Origin of the sequence: Paraburkholderia sp. BR13439, from assembly GCF_040948805.1 — a bacterium.
In the GTDB taxonomy this organism is placed as follows: Bacteria; Pseudomonadota; Gammaproteobacteria; order Burkholderiales; family Burkholderiaceae; genus Paraburkholderia; species Paraburkholderia youngii.
Genome location: NZ_JBFPKN010000013.1, coordinates 18,533 through 39,827, shown reverse-complemented (window position 1 = coordinate 39,827; position 21,295 = coordinate 18,533). Strand labels below are relative to the sequence as shown.

17 protein-coding genes and 1 tRNA gene are annotated in these 21,295 nt (G+C 63.8%); 10 read left to right on the top strand and 8 right to left on the bottom strand.

The window, feature by feature from the left end:
* Positions 1–32: 32 nt before the first annotated feature.
* Complete coding sequence (locus AB3X96_RS24320) at positions 33–575, top strand: peptidylprolyl isomerase (RefSeq protein WP_129959440.1); 543 nt, start codon at positions 33–35, stop codon at positions 573–575.
* Here the strand turns inward: AB3X96_RS24320 and AB3X96_RS24315 are convergent.
* The 4 genes from AB3X96_RS24315 to AB3X96_RS24300 form a co-directional block, all read right to left on the bottom strand.
* The gene (locus AB3X96_RS24315; protein WP_368591868.1) at positions 555–1,970 is read right to left on the bottom strand and encodes a hypothetical protein; all 1,416 of its coding nucleotides are present in this window, start codon (positions 1,968–1,970) and stop codon (positions 555–557) included. The two genes, AB3X96_RS24320 and AB3X96_RS24315, sit on opposite strands and share 21 nt — an antisense overlap.
* On the bottom strand, positions 1,957–4,644 hold the full coding sequence (gene mutS / locus AB3X96_RS24310; RefSeq protein ID WP_368591741.1) for a DNA mismatch repair protein MutS: 2,688 nt from the start codon (positions 4,642–4,644) through the stop codon (positions 1,957–1,959). Before mutS ends, AB3X96_RS24315 begins: the two co-directional genes overlap by 14 nt.
* Before the next feature lie 106 nt (positions 4,645–4,750).
* Positions 4,751–6,049, bottom strand: a complete 1,299-nt coding sequence (gene lplT, locus AB3X96_RS24305) for a lysophospholipid transporter LplT (protein ID WP_368591740.1) — start codon at positions 6,047–6,049, stop codon at positions 4,751–4,753.
* A 215-nt stretch (positions 6,050–6,264) separates the two neighbouring features.
* Positions 6,265–7,068 (bottom strand): inositol monophosphatase family protein, encoded by an 804-nt coding sequence (locus AB3X96_RS24300; RefSeq protein WP_176108238.1) that lies wholly within the window; start codon positions 7,066–7,068, stop codon positions 6,265–6,267.
* 334 nt (positions 7,069–7,402) lie between these two features.
* Between AB3X96_RS24300 and AB3X96_RS24295 the strand changes: the two genes are divergently transcribed.
* Positions 7,403–8,233 (top strand): RNA methyltransferase, encoded by an 831-nt coding sequence (locus AB3X96_RS24295; protein ID WP_368591739.1) that lies wholly within the window; start codon positions 7,403–7,405, stop codon positions 8,231–8,233.
* Positions 8,234–8,488: 255 nt separating this feature from the next.
* The gene (gene cysE, locus AB3X96_RS24290) at positions 8,489–9,331 is read left to right on the top strand and encodes a serine O-acetyltransferase (protein ID WP_368591738.1); all 843 of its coding nucleotides are present in this window, start codon (positions 8,489–8,491) and stop codon (positions 9,329–9,331) included.
* A 45-nt stretch (positions 9,332–9,376) separates the two neighbouring features.
* Here cysE and AB3X96_RS24285 read toward each other — a convergent pair whose 3' ends face one another.
* The 4 genes from AB3X96_RS24285 to AB3X96_RS24270 all read right to left on the bottom strand — a co-directional run bounded on the left by AB3X96_RS24285 (position 9,377) and on the right by AB3X96_RS24270 (position 12,294).
* Positions 9,377–10,174 carry a UDP-2,3-diacylglucosamine diphosphatase gene (locus tag AB3X96_RS24285; RefSeq protein WP_176108241.1) on the bottom strand — a complete coding sequence of 266 codons (798 nt, stop codon included), beginning with the start codon at positions 10,172–10,174 and terminating at the stop codon, positions 9,377–9,379.
* 63 nt (positions 10,175–10,237) lie between these two features.
* A complete protein-coding gene (locus tag AB3X96_RS24280; RefSeq protein WP_013089755.1) occupies positions 10,238–10,732 on the bottom strand; it encodes a peptidylprolyl isomerase in 495 nt (164 codons plus the stop codon).
* Between the two features lie 138 nt (positions 10,733–10,870).
* Entirely contained in the window at positions 10,871–11,452 is a 582-nt protein-coding gene (locus AB3X96_RS24275) for a peptidylprolyl isomerase (RefSeq protein ID WP_368591737.1), read from the bottom strand.
* 50 nt (positions 11,453–11,502) lie between these two features.
* Positions 11,503–12,294, bottom strand: a complete 792-nt coding sequence (locus AB3X96_RS24270; protein WP_368591736.1) for a tetratricopeptide repeat protein — start codon at positions 12,292–12,294, stop codon at positions 11,503–11,505.
* A gap of 250 nt (positions 12,295–12,544) precedes the next feature.
* Here AB3X96_RS24270 and cysS point away from each other — a divergent pair, with 250 nt between their 5' ends.
* The 7 genes from cysS to AB3X96_RS24235 all read left to right on the top strand — a co-directional run bounded on the left by cysS (position 12,545) and on the right by AB3X96_RS24235 (position 21,056).
* The gene (gene cysS, locus AB3X96_RS24265; protein ID WP_368591735.1) at positions 12,545–13,942 is read left to right on the top strand and encodes a cysteine--tRNA ligase; all 1,398 of its coding nucleotides are present in this window, start codon (positions 12,545–12,547) and stop codon (positions 13,940–13,942) included.
* A 47-nt stretch (positions 13,943–13,989) separates the two neighbouring features.
* Entirely contained in the window at positions 13,990–15,093 is a 1,104-nt protein-coding gene (locus AB3X96_RS24260; RefSeq protein ID WP_368591734.1) for a DNA-3-methyladenine glycosylase, read from the top strand.
* A gap of 128 nt (positions 15,094–15,221) precedes the next feature.
* Positions 15,222–16,193 (top strand): acetyl-CoA carboxylase carboxyltransferase subunit alpha, encoded by a 972-nt coding sequence (locus tag AB3X96_RS24255; RefSeq protein WP_090800690.1) that lies wholly within the window; start codon positions 15,222–15,224, stop codon positions 16,191–16,193.
* Between the two features lie 53 nt (positions 16,194–16,246).
* Complete coding sequence (gene tilS, locus AB3X96_RS24250) at positions 16,247–17,719, top strand: tRNA lysidine(34) synthetase TilS (protein WP_368591733.1); 1,473 nt, start codon at positions 16,247–16,249, stop codon at positions 17,717–17,719.
* A 415-nt stretch (positions 17,720–18,134) separates the two neighbouring features.
* Positions 18,135–19,385, top strand: coding sequence for an aspartate kinase (locus tag AB3X96_RS24245; RefSeq protein ID WP_018435472.1), 1,251 nt, complete (start codon positions 18,135–18,137; stop codon positions 19,383–19,385).
* Positions 19,386–19,565: 180 nt separating this feature from the next.
* Positions 19,566–19,659: transfer RNA gene (locus AB3X96_RS24240), tRNA-Ser, on the top strand.
* A 146-nt stretch (positions 19,660–19,805) separates the two neighbouring features.
* A complete protein-coding gene (locus tag AB3X96_RS24235) occupies positions 19,806–21,056 on the top strand; it encodes a tyrosine-type recombinase/integrase (protein ID WP_368591732.1) in 1,251 nt (416 codons plus the stop codon).
* The last annotated feature ends 239 nt before the right edge of the window (positions 21,057–21,295 follow it).

Here is a 21,295-nt window from a genome sequence, read left to right as displayed (position 1 = left end):
CGTATAATGTGAGTTGTATTCTGGAGAATCGAATGAAAATCGCAAAGAACACCGTCGTGTCGGTCGCGTACAAGCTGTCGGATGCGCAAGGCAATCTGATCGAGGAAAGCGAAGAGCCGATGGTCTATCTTCACGGCGGCTATGATGGCACGTTCCCCAAGATCGAGGAAGAGCTCGACGGCCACGAGGCTGGCTTCGAAACCCAGATCCAGCTCGAACCGCAAGACGCGTTCGGCGAATACGATCCCGAGCTTGTGAAGATCGAGCCGCGCGATCGCTTCCCGGAACCTCTTGAAGTCGGCATGCAGTTCGAAGGCACCCCGGAAGATGGCGACGAGGAAATCGATGCGCTGGTCTACGTGGTGACCGACGTCGCCGAAGACAAGGTCGTGCTCGACGGCAACCATCCGCTCGCCGGCATGGCGCTGCGTTTCGCGTTGACCGTCAAGGACGTGCGTCCGGCAACTGAAGACGAAATCCAGCACGAACACGCGCATGGCGCGGACGGCCTCGAAGTCCTCGACGACGACGAAGACGAGGACGAAGAAGACAACTCAAAACCGACCCTGCACTGAGCTTGCGGGCGTGCGAGGTGTCGTCGCGGGGGCAGGCGGCACCGATGCCGGCAACGCCGGCGAGGCTGGCAGTATCGACCCCGGCGGCATCGAGATCGCGGGCCCGTAGTCGCCGCCGCCCTGGTCGGACGGAATGTGCGGCTGCTGGTCCTGCGACTCTCCAGGTGTCTGCAATACGGGCGGCAATTCCGACCCCGGCCCGAACCCTTCCACATTCGGCATCTCCGGTGCAGCCGGCATCGACGCGCCCGATTCGTCACGCGGCGATACGGGTGGCAAGACCGGCGGCGTGATGGGCAGCGGCATCTGCTTCGGCACGTCGCGCACGGTGACTCTGAACGGCGGCTTCCAGGCGAAGTCCGCTTCTATCTGAATCCATTGGTTGAGACGATCACGCGGCGCGAGTGCAATGCGCGTGAGGTTCGTCACGACCATCCCCTTGTCGTTGCGTAGCGGCTGATCGATGACGAAAGCTCCGGCCTGCCGTTCGTCGTCTGCATGAACGACGACCACGGGTCCGGGGAAAATCTGCGCGAGCTTGACCAGACTGCGCTTGAATTCGAGAAAGCCGTCGCGGCGCGGACTGTGCGCAAAGTGCAGCCAGGCGAACCGTTCGGGTCGCTCATAGCGCTCCGGGTCGAAATCACCCTGAATGAATACGACCATCGCGCGCGCGTCGCGGCGCTTCGCATATTCGGCCGCGTGCTCGAGCCAGAATGCATTGGCGATCACGCGATCTTCGAACTCGCCGTTGCGGCCGCCCGCGCTCAGGTAGTGATTGTTCGGACCCGGCGCGTTCAAACCGATGAAGACGACGTCGCCGCCTTTGGTATTCGCTTTTTCCTTGACCACCCAGCGCACGTTTTCGCGAAATGGACGGAAGCGCGATACCTCGCTCTCGCGCGTCAACGCGATCGGGTTCTGTCCCATCGAGGTCGGATCGGCGAACAGCGTTTGACGCAACTGGTCGAGCCGTTCGACTGGATCGAAGCCGCCGGCTTCCGCCGTGCCGCAATCGGCCCAGTCATGCTGGCCGGGGATAAAGAAGAGGGCAGTGCGCGAGCTGTCGAGCAAGGCCTGACGGCGCTCGAACAACGCGTCGCGACAGACTTCCTTCGGGCCCTTCAGATTGCCGTCGTAGACGATGAAGCGCACGTCGCGCTCGCGGCCGATCGCATCGAGCAACCGTTGCGTGGCGGCTTCGTCGGCGGGGCTGTGCATCGTGCCGGAAATCACCGCGAACCCGAAGCGCGAGGCCTCGGCGTGCGCCGGCGCGCCCCAAGCGCACACCATTGCGAGCACGACGATGCCCCCTGCCGGTGCGAGCACGTGACGCAGCGCCGCGCGAATCCCGCGCGGGCGCGGCGGGCGTCTGCGCATGTCAGTGGCCCGCATCCGGCGCGACGGCCAGTTCATGCAGTTCGTACAGCAGATCGAGCGCTTCGCGCGGCCGCAGATCGTTCGGATCGATGCCGCGCAGACGCTCGACGAGCGTCTGAATCGCGGGCGACGCAGGCGTCGCGTCGCTCGCCGCCTCGAGGTCGTCGTCCGCATCTTCGGCGAGCATGGCAGGCTGCGTCGCAAACAGATCGAGTTGCGGCGCGGGCTGCGCGGCCGATTGCTGTTCCAGATGCGCGAGATGCTTGCGCGCCGCGCGAATCACCGCGTTGGGTACGCCGGCGAGTTGCGCGACCTGCAGACCGTAACTTTGATTGGCCGGTCCTTCGTTGACAGCATGCAGGAACACGATGCCGTGCCCATGCTCGACCGCCGACAGATGCACGTTGGCTGCGTGCGGAAACTCCGCGGGCAGTTGCGTCAGCTCGAAATAGTGCGTTGCAAACAGCGTGTAGCAGCCGTTGTGGGATAGCAGGTGACGCGCGATCGCCCACGCGAGCGCGAGGCCGTCGAACGTCGATGTGCCGCGGCCGATCTCGTCCATCAGCACGAGGCTTTGCGGCGTCGCGTCGTTGAGGATCGCGGCGGCTTCGGTCATCTCGACCATGAAGGTCGAGCGGCCGCCGGCGAGGTCGTCGGCCGCGCCGATGCGCGTGAAGATACGGTCGATCGGTCCGAAGGCCGCGCGCCGCGCCGGCACGTAGCTGCCAACATATGCGAGCAGCGCGATCAACGCGGTCTGGCGCATGAAAGTCGACTTACCGCCCATGTTCGGACCGGTGATCAACAGCAGCTTGCGCTCGGTCGCGAGCGTGCAATCGTTGGCGATGAACTGCTCGACCTGCGCCTCGACCACCGGATGCCGCCCCTGCTCGATGTCGATGCCGGCGTTCGCCGAGAACGTCGGCGCAACCCAGTCGAGCGCGCGAGCGCGTTCGCCGAACGCGGCCAGCAGATCGAGTTCGGCAAGCGCGAGTGCGACGCGCTGACAGTCGGGAATGAACGGCAGCAACGCTTGCAGCAACGCGTCGTACAGCGCGCGTTCGCGCGCGAGCGCGCGTTCCTGAGCGGACAGCGCTTTGTCCTCGAAGGTTTTCAGCTCGGGAGTGATGTAGCGCTCGGCGTTCTTCAGCGTCTGCCGACGGCGATAGTCGTCGGGCACCTTGTCGGTCTGGCCGCGCGTGACTTCGATATAGAAGCCATGCACCTTGTTGTACTCGACGCGCAGATTGTTGATGCCGGTGCGTGCGCGTTCGCGTGTTTCGAGATCGATCAGGAACTGTCCGCAGTTCTCCGAAATATCGCGCAGTTCGTCGAGCTCGGCGTCATAGCCACGCGCGATCACGCCGCCATCGCGCACCATCGCGGCCGGCTCCTGCGCGACCGCGAGCTTCAGCAAATCGACGCACGCGTGCGGCGGTTCGAGCGCCGCGTCGATGCGCGCGAGCGAATCCGCGTTCGCTGCCACCGCCGCGAGCTGCGCGCGCAAAGCAGGCAGCGCGATGAAGGTATCGCGCAGGCTCGACAGATCGCGCGGTCGCGCCGACAGCAACGCGAGACGTCCGGTGATCCGTTCGATGTCGGAAATCTGCCGCAATGCGCTGCGCAACGTATCGAGATCGGTGCTTGGCGGTGCGTCGAGCAACGCGCCGATCGCCTGCTGGCGTGTTTGCGCCACCGCCGAATCGCGCGGCGGATGATGCAGCCAGTGACGCAGCAGGCGGCTGCCCATTGTCGTGCAGCAGGTGTCGAGCAGCGAGCACAGCGTTGGCGATTCGGTGCCGCGCAGTGTCTCCGTGAGTTCGAGGTTGCGGCGCGTGGCCGGATCGAGGCCGATGTATTCGGATTCGGATTCGACCTTCAGGCTGCGCACGTGACGCAGCTGCTGGCCTTGCGTAGACGCCGCATACAGCAACAACGCGCCGGCCGCGCCGCACGCGCAGCCGAGCGAATGCGCGCCGAAGCCGTCGAGGCTCGCGACTTCGAGCTGATCGCACAGGCGCTTCGTGCCCGACGTGATATCGAAGTGCCAGGCCGGCACGCGCTTGAGCGCGCTGGCATTGACAGGCGGTGCCCAGCTGGTCGAGTCGGCGGCGGCATCGGCGACCAGAATTTCCGCGGGACGGATGCGCTCCAGCGCGGCGGCGACCTGATCGGGCGCGACTTCGGCGAGGCGCAGCGCACCGCTCGCGAGATTGAGCCACGCGAGACCGACGCTCGTCGCGACGCCGCGGCGATTGTGCGCGACGCACAGCGCGAGCAGATAGACGTCGCTCTTGTCGGACAGCAGCGCGGCGTCGGTCAGCGTGCCGGGCGTGACCACGCGCATGACCTTGCGCTCGACCGGGCCTTTCGAGGTGGCCGGGTCGCCGATCTGTTCGCAGATCGCGACCGATTCGCCGAGCTTCACGAGCTTGGCCAGATATTGTTCGACCGAGTGATGCGGCACGCCGGCCATCTTGATCGGATTGCCTGCCGATGCGCCGCGCTGCGTGAGCGTCAGGTCGAGCAGACGCGCGGCTTTTTCCGCGTCGTCGAAAAAGAGTTCGTAGAAGTCGCCCATCCGGTAGAACACCAGCGTGCCCGGATGCTCCGCCTTGATGCGCAGGTACTGCTGCATCATCGGCGTGTGTTGTGCGACGTCGTTGGCCGCTGCGGTTTGAATGCCCATCCTTCCTGTCTTCTTGCGGTAGATGCTCAGGGCGTGAGTTTAACCCGCCGGCGCGACGAGCGGACCCTGGCCGAATGGACGATGCCCATCCGGGAGCCGGATGCGTTCATTCCTCGATCATCGCCCGCATATCCACTCTGCGTTCGTTCGTGGCGCTGCGGCGTTTCGCGAGCCACATCAGCAGCGTGATGAAGCTGCCGAACACGACGATGATCCACTGCGCGGGCATCTTTGCCGTGAGCAGCAGCGCGTACACGCCGAGCATCAGCAGCACCGCGAGGTTCTGGTTGAAATTCTGCACGGCGATCGAGTGACCGGCCGAAAGCAGCGTCGCGCCGCGATGCTGCAGGACCGCGTTCATCGGCACGATGAAAAAGCCCGACAGCCCGCCGAGCACGATCATCAGCGGATAGGCCAGCAGAATGTAGTAGGGCGCGACGTGCGTGCCGAAGCGCAGGCCCGCGCCCGGCGGGAACAGGTCCTTGTTGTAGAAGGCCATCGCAACCGCCACCGCGCCTGTGAGCACGCCGACCGGCAAGACCTTCAGCGAGTGTCGCAACGGAATCAGCGCGGCCGCACCCGCCGCGCCGATCGCGATGCCGACACCAGTCACGCCCTGCATCACCGCGGCTTTCGACAACGACAGCCCGAGGTTCACGTTCGCCCATTTGAGCACCAGCAGCTGCATCGTCACCGCGGCGCCCCACATCAGCATGGTCACCCACAGCGCGATCTGTGCGAGCTTGTCGGCCCACAGCACGCGGAAGCAGTGATGGAAATCGCCGAGCAGCTTGCTCGGCTCGGTCAGCCGGTTCGGATAGCGCGCGCCGGTATCCGGAATGAAGATGTTGATTGCGGCGGCGATCGCGTAGGTGAGCATGACCGCGGCCATCGCGAGATCGGCGGCGGAGTGCATCAGCGGCAAATGCATGCGCGTGACGAAATGCTCGACGACGGTGCTGATCAGCGCGCCACCGAGCATCGTGCCGACGATCGTCGACAGCACCGTCGCCGATTCGAGCCATGCGTTCGCGCGCACGAGCTTTTCGGCGGGCAGCAGCTCGGTGAGGATGCCGTACTTGGCGGGCGAATACGCGGCCGCGCCGAAGCCGACCACGCCGTAGGCGATCATCGGATGAACGCCGAGGATCATCATCATGCAACCGCTCGCCTTCAGCGCGTTGGAGATGAACATCACGTGGCGCTTTTGCATCGAATCGGCGAACGCGCCGACAAAGGGCGCGAGCAGCACGTACGAGATCGTGAAGAAGATCTGCAAGAGCGGCGTAACCCACGCGGCAGAGCGCATCGCGGAAAGCAGCGCGATGGCTGCGATCAACAGCGCATTGTCGGCCAGCGACGAAATGAACTGCGCCGCGATGATCGTATGGAAGCCTTTTTTCATGGGGCCGGTTGGCGGCTGCGCCCAGGGTGAAAGTCGGACGGGGTCAAAGCGGTATGGAGCACAGAACGGTCCCGGCCGAGTCCCGTCCCGAGTCACCGCGGCATTTTTGGCACGACGCCCCGGCACGCCGCAGCGCCGCCAACAAAAAAAGCGGCCGAAGCCGCTTTTCCGCACAACCGTAATCCGTGGCCGCGGACCGGCCGCGGCGGTGCACCTTACGCCGACTGCTGACGCGTGCGGCTGTAGCGCGACAGAATCGGGATCATCTGCGCGTAGACCTTCGGATTGCCCGCGACGACTTCGCCGACGTGCAGGAAATCCGAATCACCGGTGTAGTTGCCGACCAGACCGCCGGCTTCGGTGATCAGCAGGCTGCCCGCCGCGACGTCCCATGCGTTCAGACCCTGCTCGAAGAAGCCGTCCATGCGTCCGGCCGCGACGTTGGCCAGATCGAGCGCGGCGGCGCCCGGGCGGCGCAGGCCCGCGCAAGCTTGCGTCATCTCGGCGAACTGGCGGCCGTACGATTCGAGGCTGTCCTGCGCGCGGAACGGGAAGCCGGTGCCGATCAGGCAGTCGGCGAGGCGGTCACGCTTGGCGACGCGGATGCGGCGATCGTTGAGGAACGCGCCACGGCCACGCGATGCGGTGAACAGATCGTTGCGGGTCGGGTCGTAGACGACGGCTTGCGTGACGATGCCCTTGTGCGCGAGCGCGATCGACACGCAGTAGTACGGGAAGCCGTGGATGAAGTTGGTGGTGCCGTCGAGCGGATCGATGATCCACTGGTATTCGGAATCGTCGTTCGACTTGCCCGATTCTTCGGCGAGGATGGCGTGATCGGGATAGGCGGTCTTCAGCGTTTCGATGATCGCCGCTTCGGACGCTTTGTCGACCTCCGTGACGAAATCGTTGTGCTGCTTTTTGCTGACCTGAATCAGGTCGAGATCGAGCGATGCGCGGTTGATGATCTGAGCTGCGCGGCGCGCGGCCTTCACAGCGATATTGAGCATGGGATGCATAAACTGATCCTTGTGCCGGGGCAGCACGGCTGCCGGCCGGTAAATAAGCGCGAAACCTGCGCTGACGGGCGCCGCAACGACGCAAAAACAGCACGGAACGGCGGCCAGCTATCCAGCCGGAGCGCATTCCGTCGACGGAGACGAATTGAATAAGAACGGTGCGGCCGGTTCGACGAAGGCTTCAGCAAACGTCGGCGCCGGACGCGAAGAGCGGTATTTTACCTGAGTCCGGCCGCCCTCGCGCAGGTGCTCGCTAACGTGGAGCGGATGTGCCGCACGGGCGCCGGTTGGCGCTACCATACGCGTCTTGAGTTCTAGCCAGCCGAGTTTCATCGTGGATCACACCCACCATTCCTCCGACCCCGCCGTGGCCGATTTGCGCGGCGGCTTCACGTCGACGCGTTTCGTGCTGGTCGAGCCCAGCCATCCGGGCAATGTCGGCGCCGCGGCGCGGGCGCTGAAAACCATGGGCTTTTCGCGGCTCGTGCTCGTGTCACCGCGCGTGCCGAACGTGCAGAACGATCCCGAAGCGATCGCGATGGCGAGCGGCGCGGACGACGTGCTCGCCTCCGTGCACGTGGTGCCGTCGCTTGCCGATGCGCTGACCGGCGTGCACTGGTCGATCGCGCTGACCGCGCGGCTGCGCGAATACGGTCCGCCGCAATGGACGCCGCGTGCGGCTGCCGCCGCCGCGCACGCAGAGGCGATGCACGGCGAGATCGCGCTGGTGTTCGGCAACGAGCGCACGGGCTTGTCGAACGAGGACGTCGAGCGATGCAGCGCCATCGCGCATATTCCGGCCAATCCGGCCTACAGCTCGCTCAATCTCGCGCAGGCGGTGCAGGTGCTCGCCTACGAGCTGCGCACCGCGTATCTCGGCGCCGATGAAGCGACCGACGGTGCGCCCGCCGCAGGGGCACGCGTAGCGCCGGCCGAATCCGCCGGTACGCGCGCGCAGATGGCAGCGAGCGACGAGATCGAGAGCATGTTCGCGCATCTGGAAAGCGCACTGGTCGCGCTCGAGTTTCTCGATCCGGCCAATCCGAGGAAGCTGATGTCACGGCTGCGGCGGCTCTTCGCGCGCTCGGGCCTCGAGCGCGAAGAGGTCAACATCGTGCGTGGCATCGCCAAGCACATCCTGCTCAAGACCGGGCGGACCGGCTGACGCTCGTTGACGAGCCCCGCGGCGCACCTGTTGCGCCGCGTTCATCTGACGACAACCTTGTAGGTGACGGGGACTTCCGGCAGGTTTCGCGCAATCGCCCTACAATCCATGAAACGTTAGAAGCAAAGCTGCCGCCGTGCTGAGCGGCAGGCATGCCGTCACGTGTGGCGCGAAATGCCCAGGCCCGCGCGAGCGCTAAGCGCGCGGACCCGCCCACGCAGACGGTTTTTCCCCCAAAACAACACAGTCCCTGCCATGTTCACGAGACTTCGCGAAGACATCGCCACGATCCGCGAGCGCGATCCCGCCGCCCGCAGCGCATGGGAAGTGCTCACGTGTTATCCGGGGCTGCACGCGCTCGTGCTGCATCGGATCGCGCACGCGTGCTGGCGCGCGAAGCGCCGTTGGCTCGCGCGTTTCGTGTCGCAGATGGCGCGCTTCATGACCGGGATCGAGATCCATCCGGGCGCGACCGTCGGGCGGCGCGTGTTCATCGATCACGGCATGGGCGTCGTGATCGGCGAGACCGCGCAGATCGGCGACGACTGCACGATCTACCAGGGCGTGACGCTCGGTGGCACGTCGCTCACGCGCGGCGCGAAGCGGCATCCGACGCTCGAGCGTGGTGTGATCGTCGGTGCGGGCGCGAAGGTGCTCGGCGGATTCACGATCGGCGCGGACGCGAAGATCGGCTCGAACGCGGTGGTGACGAAGCCGGTACCGGCGCGTGGCACGGCGGTCGGCAATCCGGCGCGGATCATCGTGCCGGCGTCGGTGGCCGCGGACGCGAACGGCGCCAAGGGTGCGAACACGAATGCGGACAACGCCGCGCGTGACGCGAAGCGTGGCAGCGAAATCAGCGCGTTTTGCGCCTACGGCATCACGCCCAATGCGGACGATCCGGTTTCGCTCGCGATTCACGGTCTGATCGATCATGCGGCTACCCAGGCGCGGCGTATCGATGAGATCGTCGATGCGCTCGAGCGGCTCGGCACGAGCCTCGAAGGGCTGGAAGGCGCGGATGCGGCGTTGCTCGATCTGCGGCGCCTATCGGCGGCGATCGCGGGGAAGGTGGAAGGGGTGGCGGCGGAGCACTAGGTATCGGCGCTTCGACAGCGCGAAGCGCACGCCGTACTTACCAGGTCAATCCAGCGGCAACGCCCGAATCCCGTCGGCATCGATCTTCAGATAGCCGCCACGGCGCTCGCCGTGATCGAGATCCCAGTCCGGCAGAACCCAACGCGTGCCGCCCGGTTCGCGATGCCGCGCGGGCAGATGTGTATGCCCGTGAATGATCGTCGCGCTCTTCGATTTCCTGAACAGCGCGGCGACGCCTCGCGGGGTCACGTCATACTTGACCGACATCGGCCGCGTGCGGCCGTGCTCGCTCTTCGAGCGCATATTCTCGGCGAGCTTGCGACGCCACCGAAACGGCCACGCGAGAAACAGTGTCTGCGCGAGTCGATTGCGCGCGAAACACCTGAACAACTGATAGCCGCGATCCGCGGTGCACAGACCATCGCCGTGGGCGAGCGCAATGCGCGTGCCGAACGCGGTGATCACGAATGGATCGGGCAGCCAGATCGCGCCGGCCGCTTTCATGAAGCGCTTGCCAAGCAGAAAGTCGCGATTGCCGTGCATGATGTAGAGCGCGATGCCGCGCTCGGACAGCGTGTGCAGCAATGCGGCAATACGGGCGACGAACGGCTCGCTCAACATGTCGTCGCCGACCCAATATTCGAACAGGTCGCCGAGGATGAAAACAGAGTCGGCCGCTTCCGCGTTCACGCGGATGAAGTGCTCGAACGCGGCGACCGTGCGCGGAATCGCCTCGCTCAGATGTAGATCGGAGAGGAAGAAAAAAGGGCGCGCGGCGTGCGGGCGTGGGCCCTCGCCTGGCACGCCCGCGGCGATGCTTCGCAGCGGCGTCTCTTGCAGCATTGAAGGTGCCTGATTTCAGTTCAAACGAGTCGACGCCCGCATGGGGCGCGACTCACTCACGGCTTAGCCGACGACGACAGCCTTTTCGATCACGACGTCATCGACCGGCACGTCCTGATGGAAGCCCTTCGAGCCGGTCTTGACCTTCTTGATCTTCTCGACCACGTCCATGCCTTCGACGACCTTGCCGAACACCGCGTAGCCCCAGCCTTGCGGCGTCGGCGACGAGTGGTTCAGGAAGTCATTGTCGTTCACGTTGATGAAGAATTGCGCGGTCGCCGAATGCGGATCGTTGGTACGCGCCATCGCGATCGAGCCGTTCTCGTTCTTCAGACCGTTGTTTGCCTCGTTGGTGATCGGCTCGGCCGTCGGCTTCTGCTTCATGCCGGGTTCGAAGCCGCCGCCCTGGATCATGAAGCCGTCGATCACGCGGTGAAACACCGTGTTGTCGTAGTGGCCGGCCTTCACGTAGTTCAGGAAGTTCTCGACCGACTTCGGCGCCTTTTCGGCGTTCAGTTCGAGTTTGATGACGCCGTGGTTCGTATGCAGTTCAACCATGATGGAATCCTTTGATGAACAGGTGGATAAAAGGCGCGTCGCGTCGTCATGCGCTGACGACAGGCCGCGCCGGGGCGTTGGTTGGGGCCGGGCTTCGGCCGCGCGGATTCGCTTGCTGGTGCGCCCGCTGGTTCGTCGTTACTTGCTCACCACCGTCGCCGACTGGATCACGACCGGTTTCTGCGGCACATCGCTCATGGGGCCGCGCGTGGTGGTGGGCGTGGCTTCGATGCGCTTCACGACGTCCATGCCGCTCGTGACCTTGCCGAACACCGCGTAGCCGTTGCCGTCCGGATTCGGGTAGTCGAGATTGGCATTGTCCACCGTGTTGATGAAGAACTGCGCGGTGGCGGAATTCGGGTCGCTGGTGCGTGCCATCGCGATCGTGCCCGCGGCGTTCTTCAGACCGTTGCGGCTCTCGAGCGGGATCGGCGCGCGCGTCGGCTTCTCGGCGAAGCTCTGCGTATAGCCGCCGCCCTGAATCATGAAGCCCGGAATCACGCGATGAAAGATCGTGCCGCTATATTGGCCGGCCTTCACGTAGTCGAGAAAATTCGCGACCGTTTTTGGCGCTTTCTCGGGATACAGCTCGACGCGGATGTCACCCTCCGACGTCTTCAACAGCACGGAAGGATGAGCGGCCTGCGAACCGGACTGTGCAAAGGCGGGTGCGTTTGCGATCAGGGCGGCGCTGCCGAGCGCCAACATCAACCATTTCATGAAAATCCTCGGGGTTGGAGAAAACGTGCGGCAAGCAACGAGCCCGGCGCTCAGCGCGACGGCGCCATGTACGGCGGCATGGCGAGCGAGCCGTTCGGGCCGCCAAACTGGAAGCTCGGGCTGTCCGTGATGTTCGACGTGGGGTGCGCGGCAGGCCCGGTCGTCTGTTCGGCGGCGGGCTGCGACGCCGCGGCAGCGGGCGCAGCCGGCGACACGACCTTCTGGATGTCCGCGAGACGCTGCGCGGTCCTCGGGCTAGCCTTGCCGAGGCTTTCCGCGCGACGGTACGCGGCATCGGCGAGGCGCAGATAGAGGTCGCCGAGGTTCTCGAACGCGAGCCCGTAGTTCGGATTGACCTGGGTGGCCATTTCGAGCGCGGCGCGCGCTTCGGTCAGGCGGCCTTGTCTTGCGAAGAGCGTGGCGAGGTTGTTGTACGGCTCGGGCAACTCGGGATACAACTGCGTGAGTTCGGTGAACGCGGTGATCGCTTCGTCGTCGCGATTCAGATGCACGAGCACGTTTGCGCGTTTGAATTTAGCTTGTGCGTCGCGCGGGTTTGCGGCGACGCGCGCATCGAGTTGGGTCAGCGCGGCTTGCCAGTTTTTCTGCGCGATCGATGCGTCGATTTCCGGCGTGTTGTCACGCACGGCGGGACCTTGCGGCATCACCGCCGCCTTCTGCGCAAAAGCGCTCGCAGCCGGCGCCGCGGCTAGCGCGGCAACGACGGTGATACGCCACGCGAGGGCGCGCGCCGCTTCGAAAGTGACGCCACCAACAACGTCGCCAAACGCAGTCGCGGCGAGGGTCGCAGCGCTGCGCGCGCGGCCGCTGGAGTGTTTCATAGGCTCAGGTCAGGATGTTATACTCCGAGCCATTCTAACAAAAGGTCTGCGCGTTCCGTCGAACCGCCGACTGTCTTTTCGCCACTCGTGGCCGTCTCCGCCCGGTTCGCAGTATCGTCTGCAGCCTGATCGCCGCACGAGGTGCGCCGGTTTAAGCTGTATGCGACGCACCCGTTGTCCTGTTGGTTTCGCGGGTCGCGGCGCGCATGAAGCACAATGCGGACTTCTTTCGGCCCACGCACCGCTCTCTATGGAATCTCTGCGCATCTACAACACGCTCGCGCGTGACAAACAGACTTTCGTGCCGCTGCGCGAAGGTGTCGTGCGGATGTACGTCTGCGGGATGACCGTGTACGACTATTGTCACGTCGGTCATGCGCGGGTGATGGTCGTGTTCGACATCGTGCAGCGCTGGTTGCGCGCGCTTGGGTACAACGTGACCTACGTGCGCAACATTACCGATATCGACGACAAGATCATCAAGCGTGCAGTCGAGAACGGTGAAACTATCAAATCGCTGACTGATCGCTTCATCGCCGCGCTGCATGAAGACGCGGACGCGCTCGGCATCGAGCGTCCAGACATCGAGCCGCGCGCGACCGACTTCATTCCGCAGATGCTCGGCATGATCGAGGCGCTCGAGAAGAACGGCTACGCCTACCAGGCGAGCGACGGCGACGTCAACTACGCGGTACGCAAATTCGCAGGCTACGGCATGCTCTCGGGCAAGTCGCTCGAAGACCTGCGCGCGGGCGAACGCGTCGCGGCCAACGACGCGAAACAGGACCCGCTCGACTTCGTGCTGTGGAAGCAGGCGAAGCCCGATGAACCGGCCGACACCGGCTGGGATTCGAAGTACGGGCGCGGTCGTCCCGGCTGGCACATCGAGTGCTCGGCGATGGGCTGCACGCTGCTCGGCGAACAGTTCGACATTCACGGTGGCGGCCAGGATCTGCAGTTTCCGCACCACGAAAACGAGATCGCGCAAAGCGAGGCCGCGACCGGACAAACATTCGTCAATTATTGGATGCACAACGGCTACGTACAGATCGACAATGAGAAGATGTCGAAGTCGTTGAACAATTTTTTTACGATTCGCGAAGTGCTCGCGCAGTACGATGCAGAGGTGGTGCGTTTCTTCATCGCGCGCGCGCACTACCGCTCGCCGCTGAACTACAGCGACGTGCATATCGACGACGCGCGCAATGCACTCGCGCGTTTGTACACGGCGTTGAAAGACGTGTCACCCGATAGTGCCGCGCTCGACTGGAACGAAGCGTACGCGCAGCGTTTCCAGGCAGCGATGAACGACGACTTCAACACGCCGGTGGCCGTGTCGGTGCTGTTCGAACTGGCCACTGAAGTGAATCGCACGCGCGAGCCCGCGCTGGCCCGTCAATTGCGCGCGCTTGGCGCGGTGCTCGGGTTGCTCGGACGCGAACCGCGTGCATACCTGCAGCAGGCAGCGGGTGCTGCAGCCGAAGGCGCGCTCGAGCCCGCCGCGATCGAAGCGAAGATCGCCGCGCGCATCGCCGCCAAGCAGGCAAAAGACTATGCGGCAGCAGACCGGATCCGGGCTGAATTGCTCGAGGCCGGCGTTGCCCTCGAAGACAAACCCGGCGGGTTGACCGAGTGGCGGCGCGTGTGAGCGCACCTCGTACTTCCCTCTGAACGACTCGCCAGGCAGGAGGCAGGATGGCAACGGCCACGAAGACGCCGGCTAAACGCGCGGCGTCTCAAACCAGTGCGGCAGCCGCACCATCGGCTGCCGCAGCCAAGTCGACGCGTGCGTCGACTCGCGCGGGCGATGGCGCGGTAGACAAAGCGTCATCGATAGCGGGCGGGGCGGCGAAAGCCGGCTCGGCCGCGGCAAAGAAGAGCCCGGCCAAACGCTCGCTCAATGGCGCGGGCGGCGCGGGCACTGAAGCCTCGCACGCGCCGGTTGCGAAGCGCGCGAAAACGGCGTCGCGGGCGAAGGGCAATGGCGCGGTGCCGCCCGAGCTCGCCGGCGACGTGCAGGAACTCGCACGCGATACGAACGCAGGCGAAGTCGTGCGCAAGACACGTGTGTCGGCCACCTCGGCGAGCACGGTCAGCGCCGGCGGCGAAGCGGCCGGTGTCGCATCGCTCGCGAACGAAGTCGCGGTGCCGGTGCAGATCGGCGGCCTCGCGCCTGAAGTCACGCGTCCCGCGTATTGGGATAAGGCGTGTGCGGACCTCGTCAAGCGCGATCGCATTCTGAAAAAGCTGATTCCGAAATTCGGCCCCGTGCATCTTCTGAGTCGTGGCGATCCGTTCGTCACGCTTGCGCGCTCGGTGGTCGGCCAGCAGATTTCGGTCGCGTCGGCGCAGGCGGTGTGGGCGAAGGTCGAAGCCGCGTGTCCAAAGCTCGTGCCGCAGCAGTTCATCAAGCTCGGTCTCGAGAAGCTGACTGCGTGCGGTCTGTCGAAACGCAAGGCCGAGTACGTGCTCGACCTCGCGCGGCATTTCGTGTCGGGCGCATTGCACGTCGGCAAATGGACGTCGATGGACGACGAGTCGGTGATCGCCGAACTCACGCAGATTCGCGGCATCGGCCGCTGGACCGCGGAGATGTTCCTGATCTTCAACCTGTCGCGTCCCGACGTGCTGCCGCTCGACGACCTCGGCCTGATCCGCGCGATCAGCGTCAACTATTTCAGCGGCGAACCCGTCACGCGCAGTGAAGCGCGCGAGGTTGCCGCGAACTGGGAGCCGTGGCGCACCGTGGCGACCTGGTACATGTGGCGTAGTCTCGATCCGTTGCCGGTCGACTACTGAAGAAGAACAGGAGGCGAAGCCGTTTCAAAGACTATCGTGTATATCATGTCGATAGTTGAGAAATGGTTTTGACATCGGCTCGCGCGGTTAGAATACGCGCTGCCCGGTAAGTCCAAGGATTACAACCAATGAAGACCACGTTTCTGGATTTCGAACAGCCGATCGCTGAACTCGAAGCAAAGATCGAAGAATTGCGCTTCGTGCAGGACGACTCGGCCGTCGATATTTCGGAAGAGATCGAGCGGCTGTCCAAGAAGAGCCAGCAGCTCACCAAAGATCTGTATGCGAACCTCACACCGTGGCAGGTTTCGCAAATCGCCCGTCATCCGCAGCGTCCGTACACGTTCGACTACGTGAGCGAGCTGTTCACCGACTTCCATGAACTGCATGGCGACCGCAATTTCGCGGACGATCTGTCGATCGTCGGCGGTCTCGCGCGGTTCAACGGCCAGGCGTGCATGGTGATCGGTCATCAGAAGGGCCGCGACACCAAGGAGCGCGCGCTGCGCAACTTCGGCATGCCGCGTCCGGAAGGCTATCGTAAGGCCGAGCGTCTGATGCGCCTCGCCGAGAAGTTTGGCCTGCCGATCTTCACGTTCATCGACACGCCGGGCGCGTACCCCGGCATCGGCGCGGAAGAGCGCGGCCAGTCCGAAGCGATCGGCCGCAATCTGTACGTGATGGCCGAGCTGAAGACGCCGCTGATCGCGACGATCATCGGCGAGGGCGGCTCGGGCGGCGCGCTCGCGATCGCAGTGGGCGATAGCGTGCTGATGCTGCAGTTCTCGACCTACTCGGTGATTTCGCCGGAGGGTTGCGCGTCGATTCTGTGGAAGAGCGCCGCGAAGGCGCCGGAAGCAGCGGAAGCGCTCGGCTTGACCGCGCATCGTCTAAAGGCGCTCGGTTTGATCGACAAGATCGTCAACGAGCCGCTCGGTGGTGCGCACCGCGATCCGAAGGGCATGGCCGCGATGCTGCGCCGCGCGCTCGCCGATTCGCTGCGCCAGTTCCAGGGCATGAGCACCAACGACCTGCGCGAACGCCGTTTCGAACGGCTGATGGCGTACGGCAAATTCAAGGAAACGACGCCGGGCGCATAAGCCCGCGCGTTGACCTGTCTTCATCGTCCACCGGCGCTTGCCGCGCTAACGACGTGACCACCACCGCCGACTCATCCGCCGAGCGTCTCGTGATCGAGGCGCTCGGCGCGGCGCTGTCCAGGCTCGATCCGAACGCGCGGATTGCGCTCGCATTCAGCGGCGGCGTCGATTCGAGCGTGCTGCTCGATGCGGCGGTACGCGTCGCCGGCGCATCGCGTTGTGTCGCGCTGCATGTGCATCACGGTTTGAGTCCAAATGCCGATGCGTGGCTCGCGCATTGCGAGGCATTCGCGCGCGAACGTGGCGTGGAATTCGACGCGCGACGCGTGGACGTTTCGCGCGCGCCGGGCGTGAGCATCGAGGCTGCGGCACGCGACGCGCGTTATCGCGCGCTCGACGCGATGTGCGCAACGCACGGAATCAGCACGCTATGGCTCGCGCAGCATGCGGACGATCAGGCCGAGACCGTGCTGCTGCAACTGTTGCGCGGCGCGGGTCTCGCGGGGCTCGCGGCGATGGCGCCCGGCTCGCTGCCGACGGGCGCGTCGACGACACGTATGCGGCCGCTTTTGCATTTGCTGCGCGCGCAACTCGAACATTATGCGAGCGCGCGCAAGCTGCGCTGGATCGACGACGAATCGAACACGGACACGCGTTACGCGCGCAACGCATTGCGTCATCAGGTGATGCCGGTGCTCGCGGTGCACTTTCCGGGCTTTCGCGATGCGCTCGCGCGCACGGCCGCGCATGCAGCATCCGCGCAGCGCTTGCTCGATACGCTCGCGCGCGCGGACATGAAGAGCGCGGCGCGCGATGAAGGACGCGCGCTCGCGCACGACGCGCTGCTCGCTCTCGACGACGATCGCGCGCTGAATCTGCTGCGCTACTGGATGCGCACGCTCGGCTTCGTCGCGGCATCGAGCGCACGTGTCGCGGATGCGCTGCGGCAGTTGCGCGAAGTCGGTGCGGGACAGGACGGACATCGTCTGCGTATCGATCATGCGGGGCATGCGTTGCGCAGTTATCGCGGCCTCGTCTACTGGGAGGCCGGCGACAGCAGCGAGCCCGCCGACGAAACCGCGCTCGTCGAGCGTGAGATCAGCGAACTCGAGTGGCAGGGGCAAGAGGTCTGGCATCTGCCGCAATGGCGCGGCACGTTCGTGTTCGCGGTGGTGGATGCAGCCGCTGCCTCCGATGTCGCCGACGCATGGCACGAAGCGCCACGCGACGAAGCATTGGATACCGTTCCCGTCAGCGTCCTGCAACGTGCTTCTCTAAGCGTGCGGGCGCGCCGTGGCGGCGAGCGCATGCGCGTCGGTGCGTCGAACACGTCGAGCCGCACGCTGAAGAACCTGTTTCAGGAGCGCGGCATTCCCGCATGGAAGCGCGACGTGCCATTGCTTTACGTCGGCGATGAACTGCTGTTCGTGCCGCTGATCGGCGTGAATCGTCGGACGGTGCGCGACGCATCCGAGCGCGAAACGCGCGTGAAAATCGCCTGGCGAGAAGATCTGCTGATCGCCTGAGTGCCGGTCGGGCAGTCGCGCATGCCGCGCGGGCGCATGTCGTAATGGTGAAATAGGGTGCAAATCAACGATAAAACAGGCCATTACGGGCCTGTTCTGACGCATTTGAACGCTCTGTGTGTCTTGTCTTTTTGCGCCTAATCAGGTACTTTAGCTTGTTTGCCCGACCCGATTTCGCCGTCGCTTTTGTCGCCATCGGTCGTTAGTGCCGGCAGGCGTGCGTGATCCGTCGTCGCCGTTCAAATCCGATCAGCCATTTGCGATTTCATCCCGGGCAAATCCGCGCGTGCTGCACGCGTGCTGCATCTACGCCGCCACACACTTTGCCGCCGTTCACGAGACGTTGCGCCCCTGTGCTTTCTGTGCGGTCGTCTCCAGCGCGCCAGCGCGGTCTATCTTCCAGTTCAGAACGACAATGGCACTCATCGTACACAAATACGGCGGCACCTCGATGGGCTCGGTCGAGCGCATCAAGAACGTCGCCAAGCGCGTCGCGAAATGGCACAAGGCCGGCCACCAGATGGTCGTCGTGCCCTCGGCGATGTCCGGCGAAACCAATCGCCTGCTTGGCCTCGCGAAAGAAATCACGACTCAACCGAGCCCGCGTGAACTCGACATGATCGCCGCCACCGGCGAGCAGGTCAGCTCGGGTCTGCTCGCGATCGCGCTGCAGGAAGCCGGCGTCGAAGCGGTCAGCTACGCAGGCTGGCAGGTGCCGGTCAAAACCGATAGCGCGTTCACGAAAGCGCGCATCAGCGACATCGACGGCGAGCGCGTCAAGCAAGACCTCGCGGCCGGTAGGGTGGTCGTGATCACCGGCTTCCAGGGTATCGACCCCGATGGCCACATCACGACGCTCGGCCGCGGCGGCTCGGACACCTCGGCGGTCGCGGTCGCGGCCGCGCTGAAGGCGGACGAGTGCCTGATCTACACGGACGTCGACGGTGTGTACACGACGGACCCGCGCGTCGTTGAAGAAGCGCGCCGGCTCGACCGCGTGACGTTCGAAGAAATGCTGGAAATGGCCAGCCTGGGTTCGAAGGTGCTGCAGATCCGCTCGGTGGAATTCGCCGGCAAATATCAGGTGAAGACGCGCGTGCTGTCGAGCCTGACCGATCCGCTGATGCCGCTCGACGACGAAATGAAGTCGGGCACCCTGATTACTTTTGAAGAAGACGAGACCATGGAAAAAGCAGTCATCTCGGGCATCGCGTTCCAGCGCGACGAAGCTCGTATCGCCGTGATGGGCGTGCCCGACAAGCCGGGCATCGCGTATCAGATTCTCGGCCCGGTGGCGGACGCGAATATCGACGTCGACATGATCATTCAGAACCAGAGCGTCGAGGGCAAGACAGCGTTCACGTTCACGGTTGGCCGCGGCGACTATGCGCGCGCAATGGAGATCCTCACCGGCACGGTCAAGGCGCACGTGCAGGCCGAGCAGGTGCTGGGCGACCCGAAGGTGTCGAAGGTGTCGGTGGTCGGCGTCGGGATGCGCTCGCACGTCGGCATCGCGAGCAAGATGTTCCGCACGCTGTCGGAGGAGGGCATCAACATTCAGATGATCTCGACTTCCGAAATCAAGATTTCGGTACTGATCGACGAAAAGTACATGGAGCTCGCAGTGCGCGCGCTGCATAAGGCCTTCGAACTCGATCAGGCATAAATCGTGTGAAAAACGGGGCGCTCTAGAGCGCCCCGTTTGTTTTGTGGCGTTCATGTGAACGAATTGCGTCGCGAGACACCTCGTTGGCACAAAAAATGTTCGCGAGACATTGACCTTATCGGCCCGGCCCGCTATTATCTTGGCTTCGTCGCACTGACTCCCTGTGCGACAGAAAGTTTGGGAGACGTGGCCGAGAGGTCGAAGGCACTCCCCTGCTAAGGGAGCATCTGGGCCAAAACCTGGATCGAGGGTTCGAATCCCTCCGTCTCCGCCAATAGGCGGTCCGGGCAGTTCCGCCCGGTTCCATCAGACACCCCCAAAGCCTTAGAACAGTAAGGTTTTGGGGGTGTTTTTCTTGTTGCTGCTTCCGATCTGTACCGACAAAATCAACCCATCAAGTGGGGGTGAAAGTAGGGGGAAATGGCGGAATCTCAATCCAGGCAACTTCATCGATTGTCGGCACTGCGCATAGCGAAGCTGGTTGATCCCGGTTTCTACGCTGATGGCGGTGGCCTTTACTTCCAGATTTCAGGCTCGGGTTCGCGCTCCTGGATTTACCAGTTCAAACTGTTTGGACGGTTGCGCGAGATGGGGCTTGGGTCAGTTACGACTGTCTCGTTAGCTGAGGCGCGTGCCGAGGCGGCTCGATGTAGGGCACTCGTGAAGGACAAGATTGACCCGATCGAGGCGCGTAAAGAGGCGCAGCGCAAAGCGGCTGCGGAAGGTGCAACGCTCTTCCGCGATGCGGCTACGACATACATCGAGAAGATGTCCCCGAGCTGGAAGAATAAAAAGCACGCGCAGCAGTGGACGAACACTCTCACGGCCTACGCCTATCCGGTGATTGGCGATGTCGATGTACGCCACATCGATACGCCGATGATCGTGCGTATTCTTCAGCCAATCTGGTCGACCAAGCGTGAGACCGCAGGCCGCGTGCGCGGTCATATCGGGAATATTCTCGATGCGGCGAAGGTGCTTGGACATCGTAATGGCGACAACCCTGCACGCTGGCGTGGTCACATAGATAAGGTGCTATCAAAGCGCAGGCGTGCCGTGAAGCATTTTCCTGCCTTGCCGTGGGCCGACATCGCTGAATTCATGCCAAAGCTTAAGGTGAAGGAAGACGAGGGTTCTCGCTCAGCCGTGATGTTGCACCTAGTGATCCTGACCGTCTGTAGAACGAATGAGATCCGCAGAGCGCGGCCCGAGGAGTTCGACCTACGCCACAAAATTTGGACGATCCCCACCGAGCGGATGAAGATGGGTCTTCCTCACCGCGTACCATTGGGTGATACGGCCTGCGATCTCGTGAAGAGAGCTATGCAGACGGCTAGGTATGGCTACCTCTTTCCGGGCGATAAAAAGGGAGTTCCACTTTCGAACATGGCGATGTTCGAGTTGCTTGATGGTATGGGATATTCAGAGATCACGGTGCACGGGTTCCGTTCGACATTTCAGGACTGGGCAGAGGAGTATGGTGAGTATCCCGAAGTACTAGCCGACAAGGCGATTGCCAACAAGACGAGCAACAAGGCGCGGCGTGCGTATCAACGAGGTGACATGCTCGAGAGACGCCGAAAGATGATGGACCATTGGTCGCTGTACTGCGCGGGGGTGTCTGCGAGCGTCGTGTCTATCACACCTCCGAAGGTTCAGGCCGTTGCATGATGGTTGGTAGACAACCTGTGCATGGGGTGCAGGTGGTAAGAGGTTCAAATTCTCTCGCCCCGACCAGGAAAATCAAGGACTTACGGCATGCTGTCGTAAGTCCTTTTTCTTGGGCTGGCAGTTTTCCACGTTTGCCCCCACACGTTGGAGGGCTCTCGGGGGAACACAGCGGAATTTTCGACGGAGCTGCCCCGCGTCCGTTGTGCGCTTTGGGTGACTTCGCTCGTGTACCGGTGGGT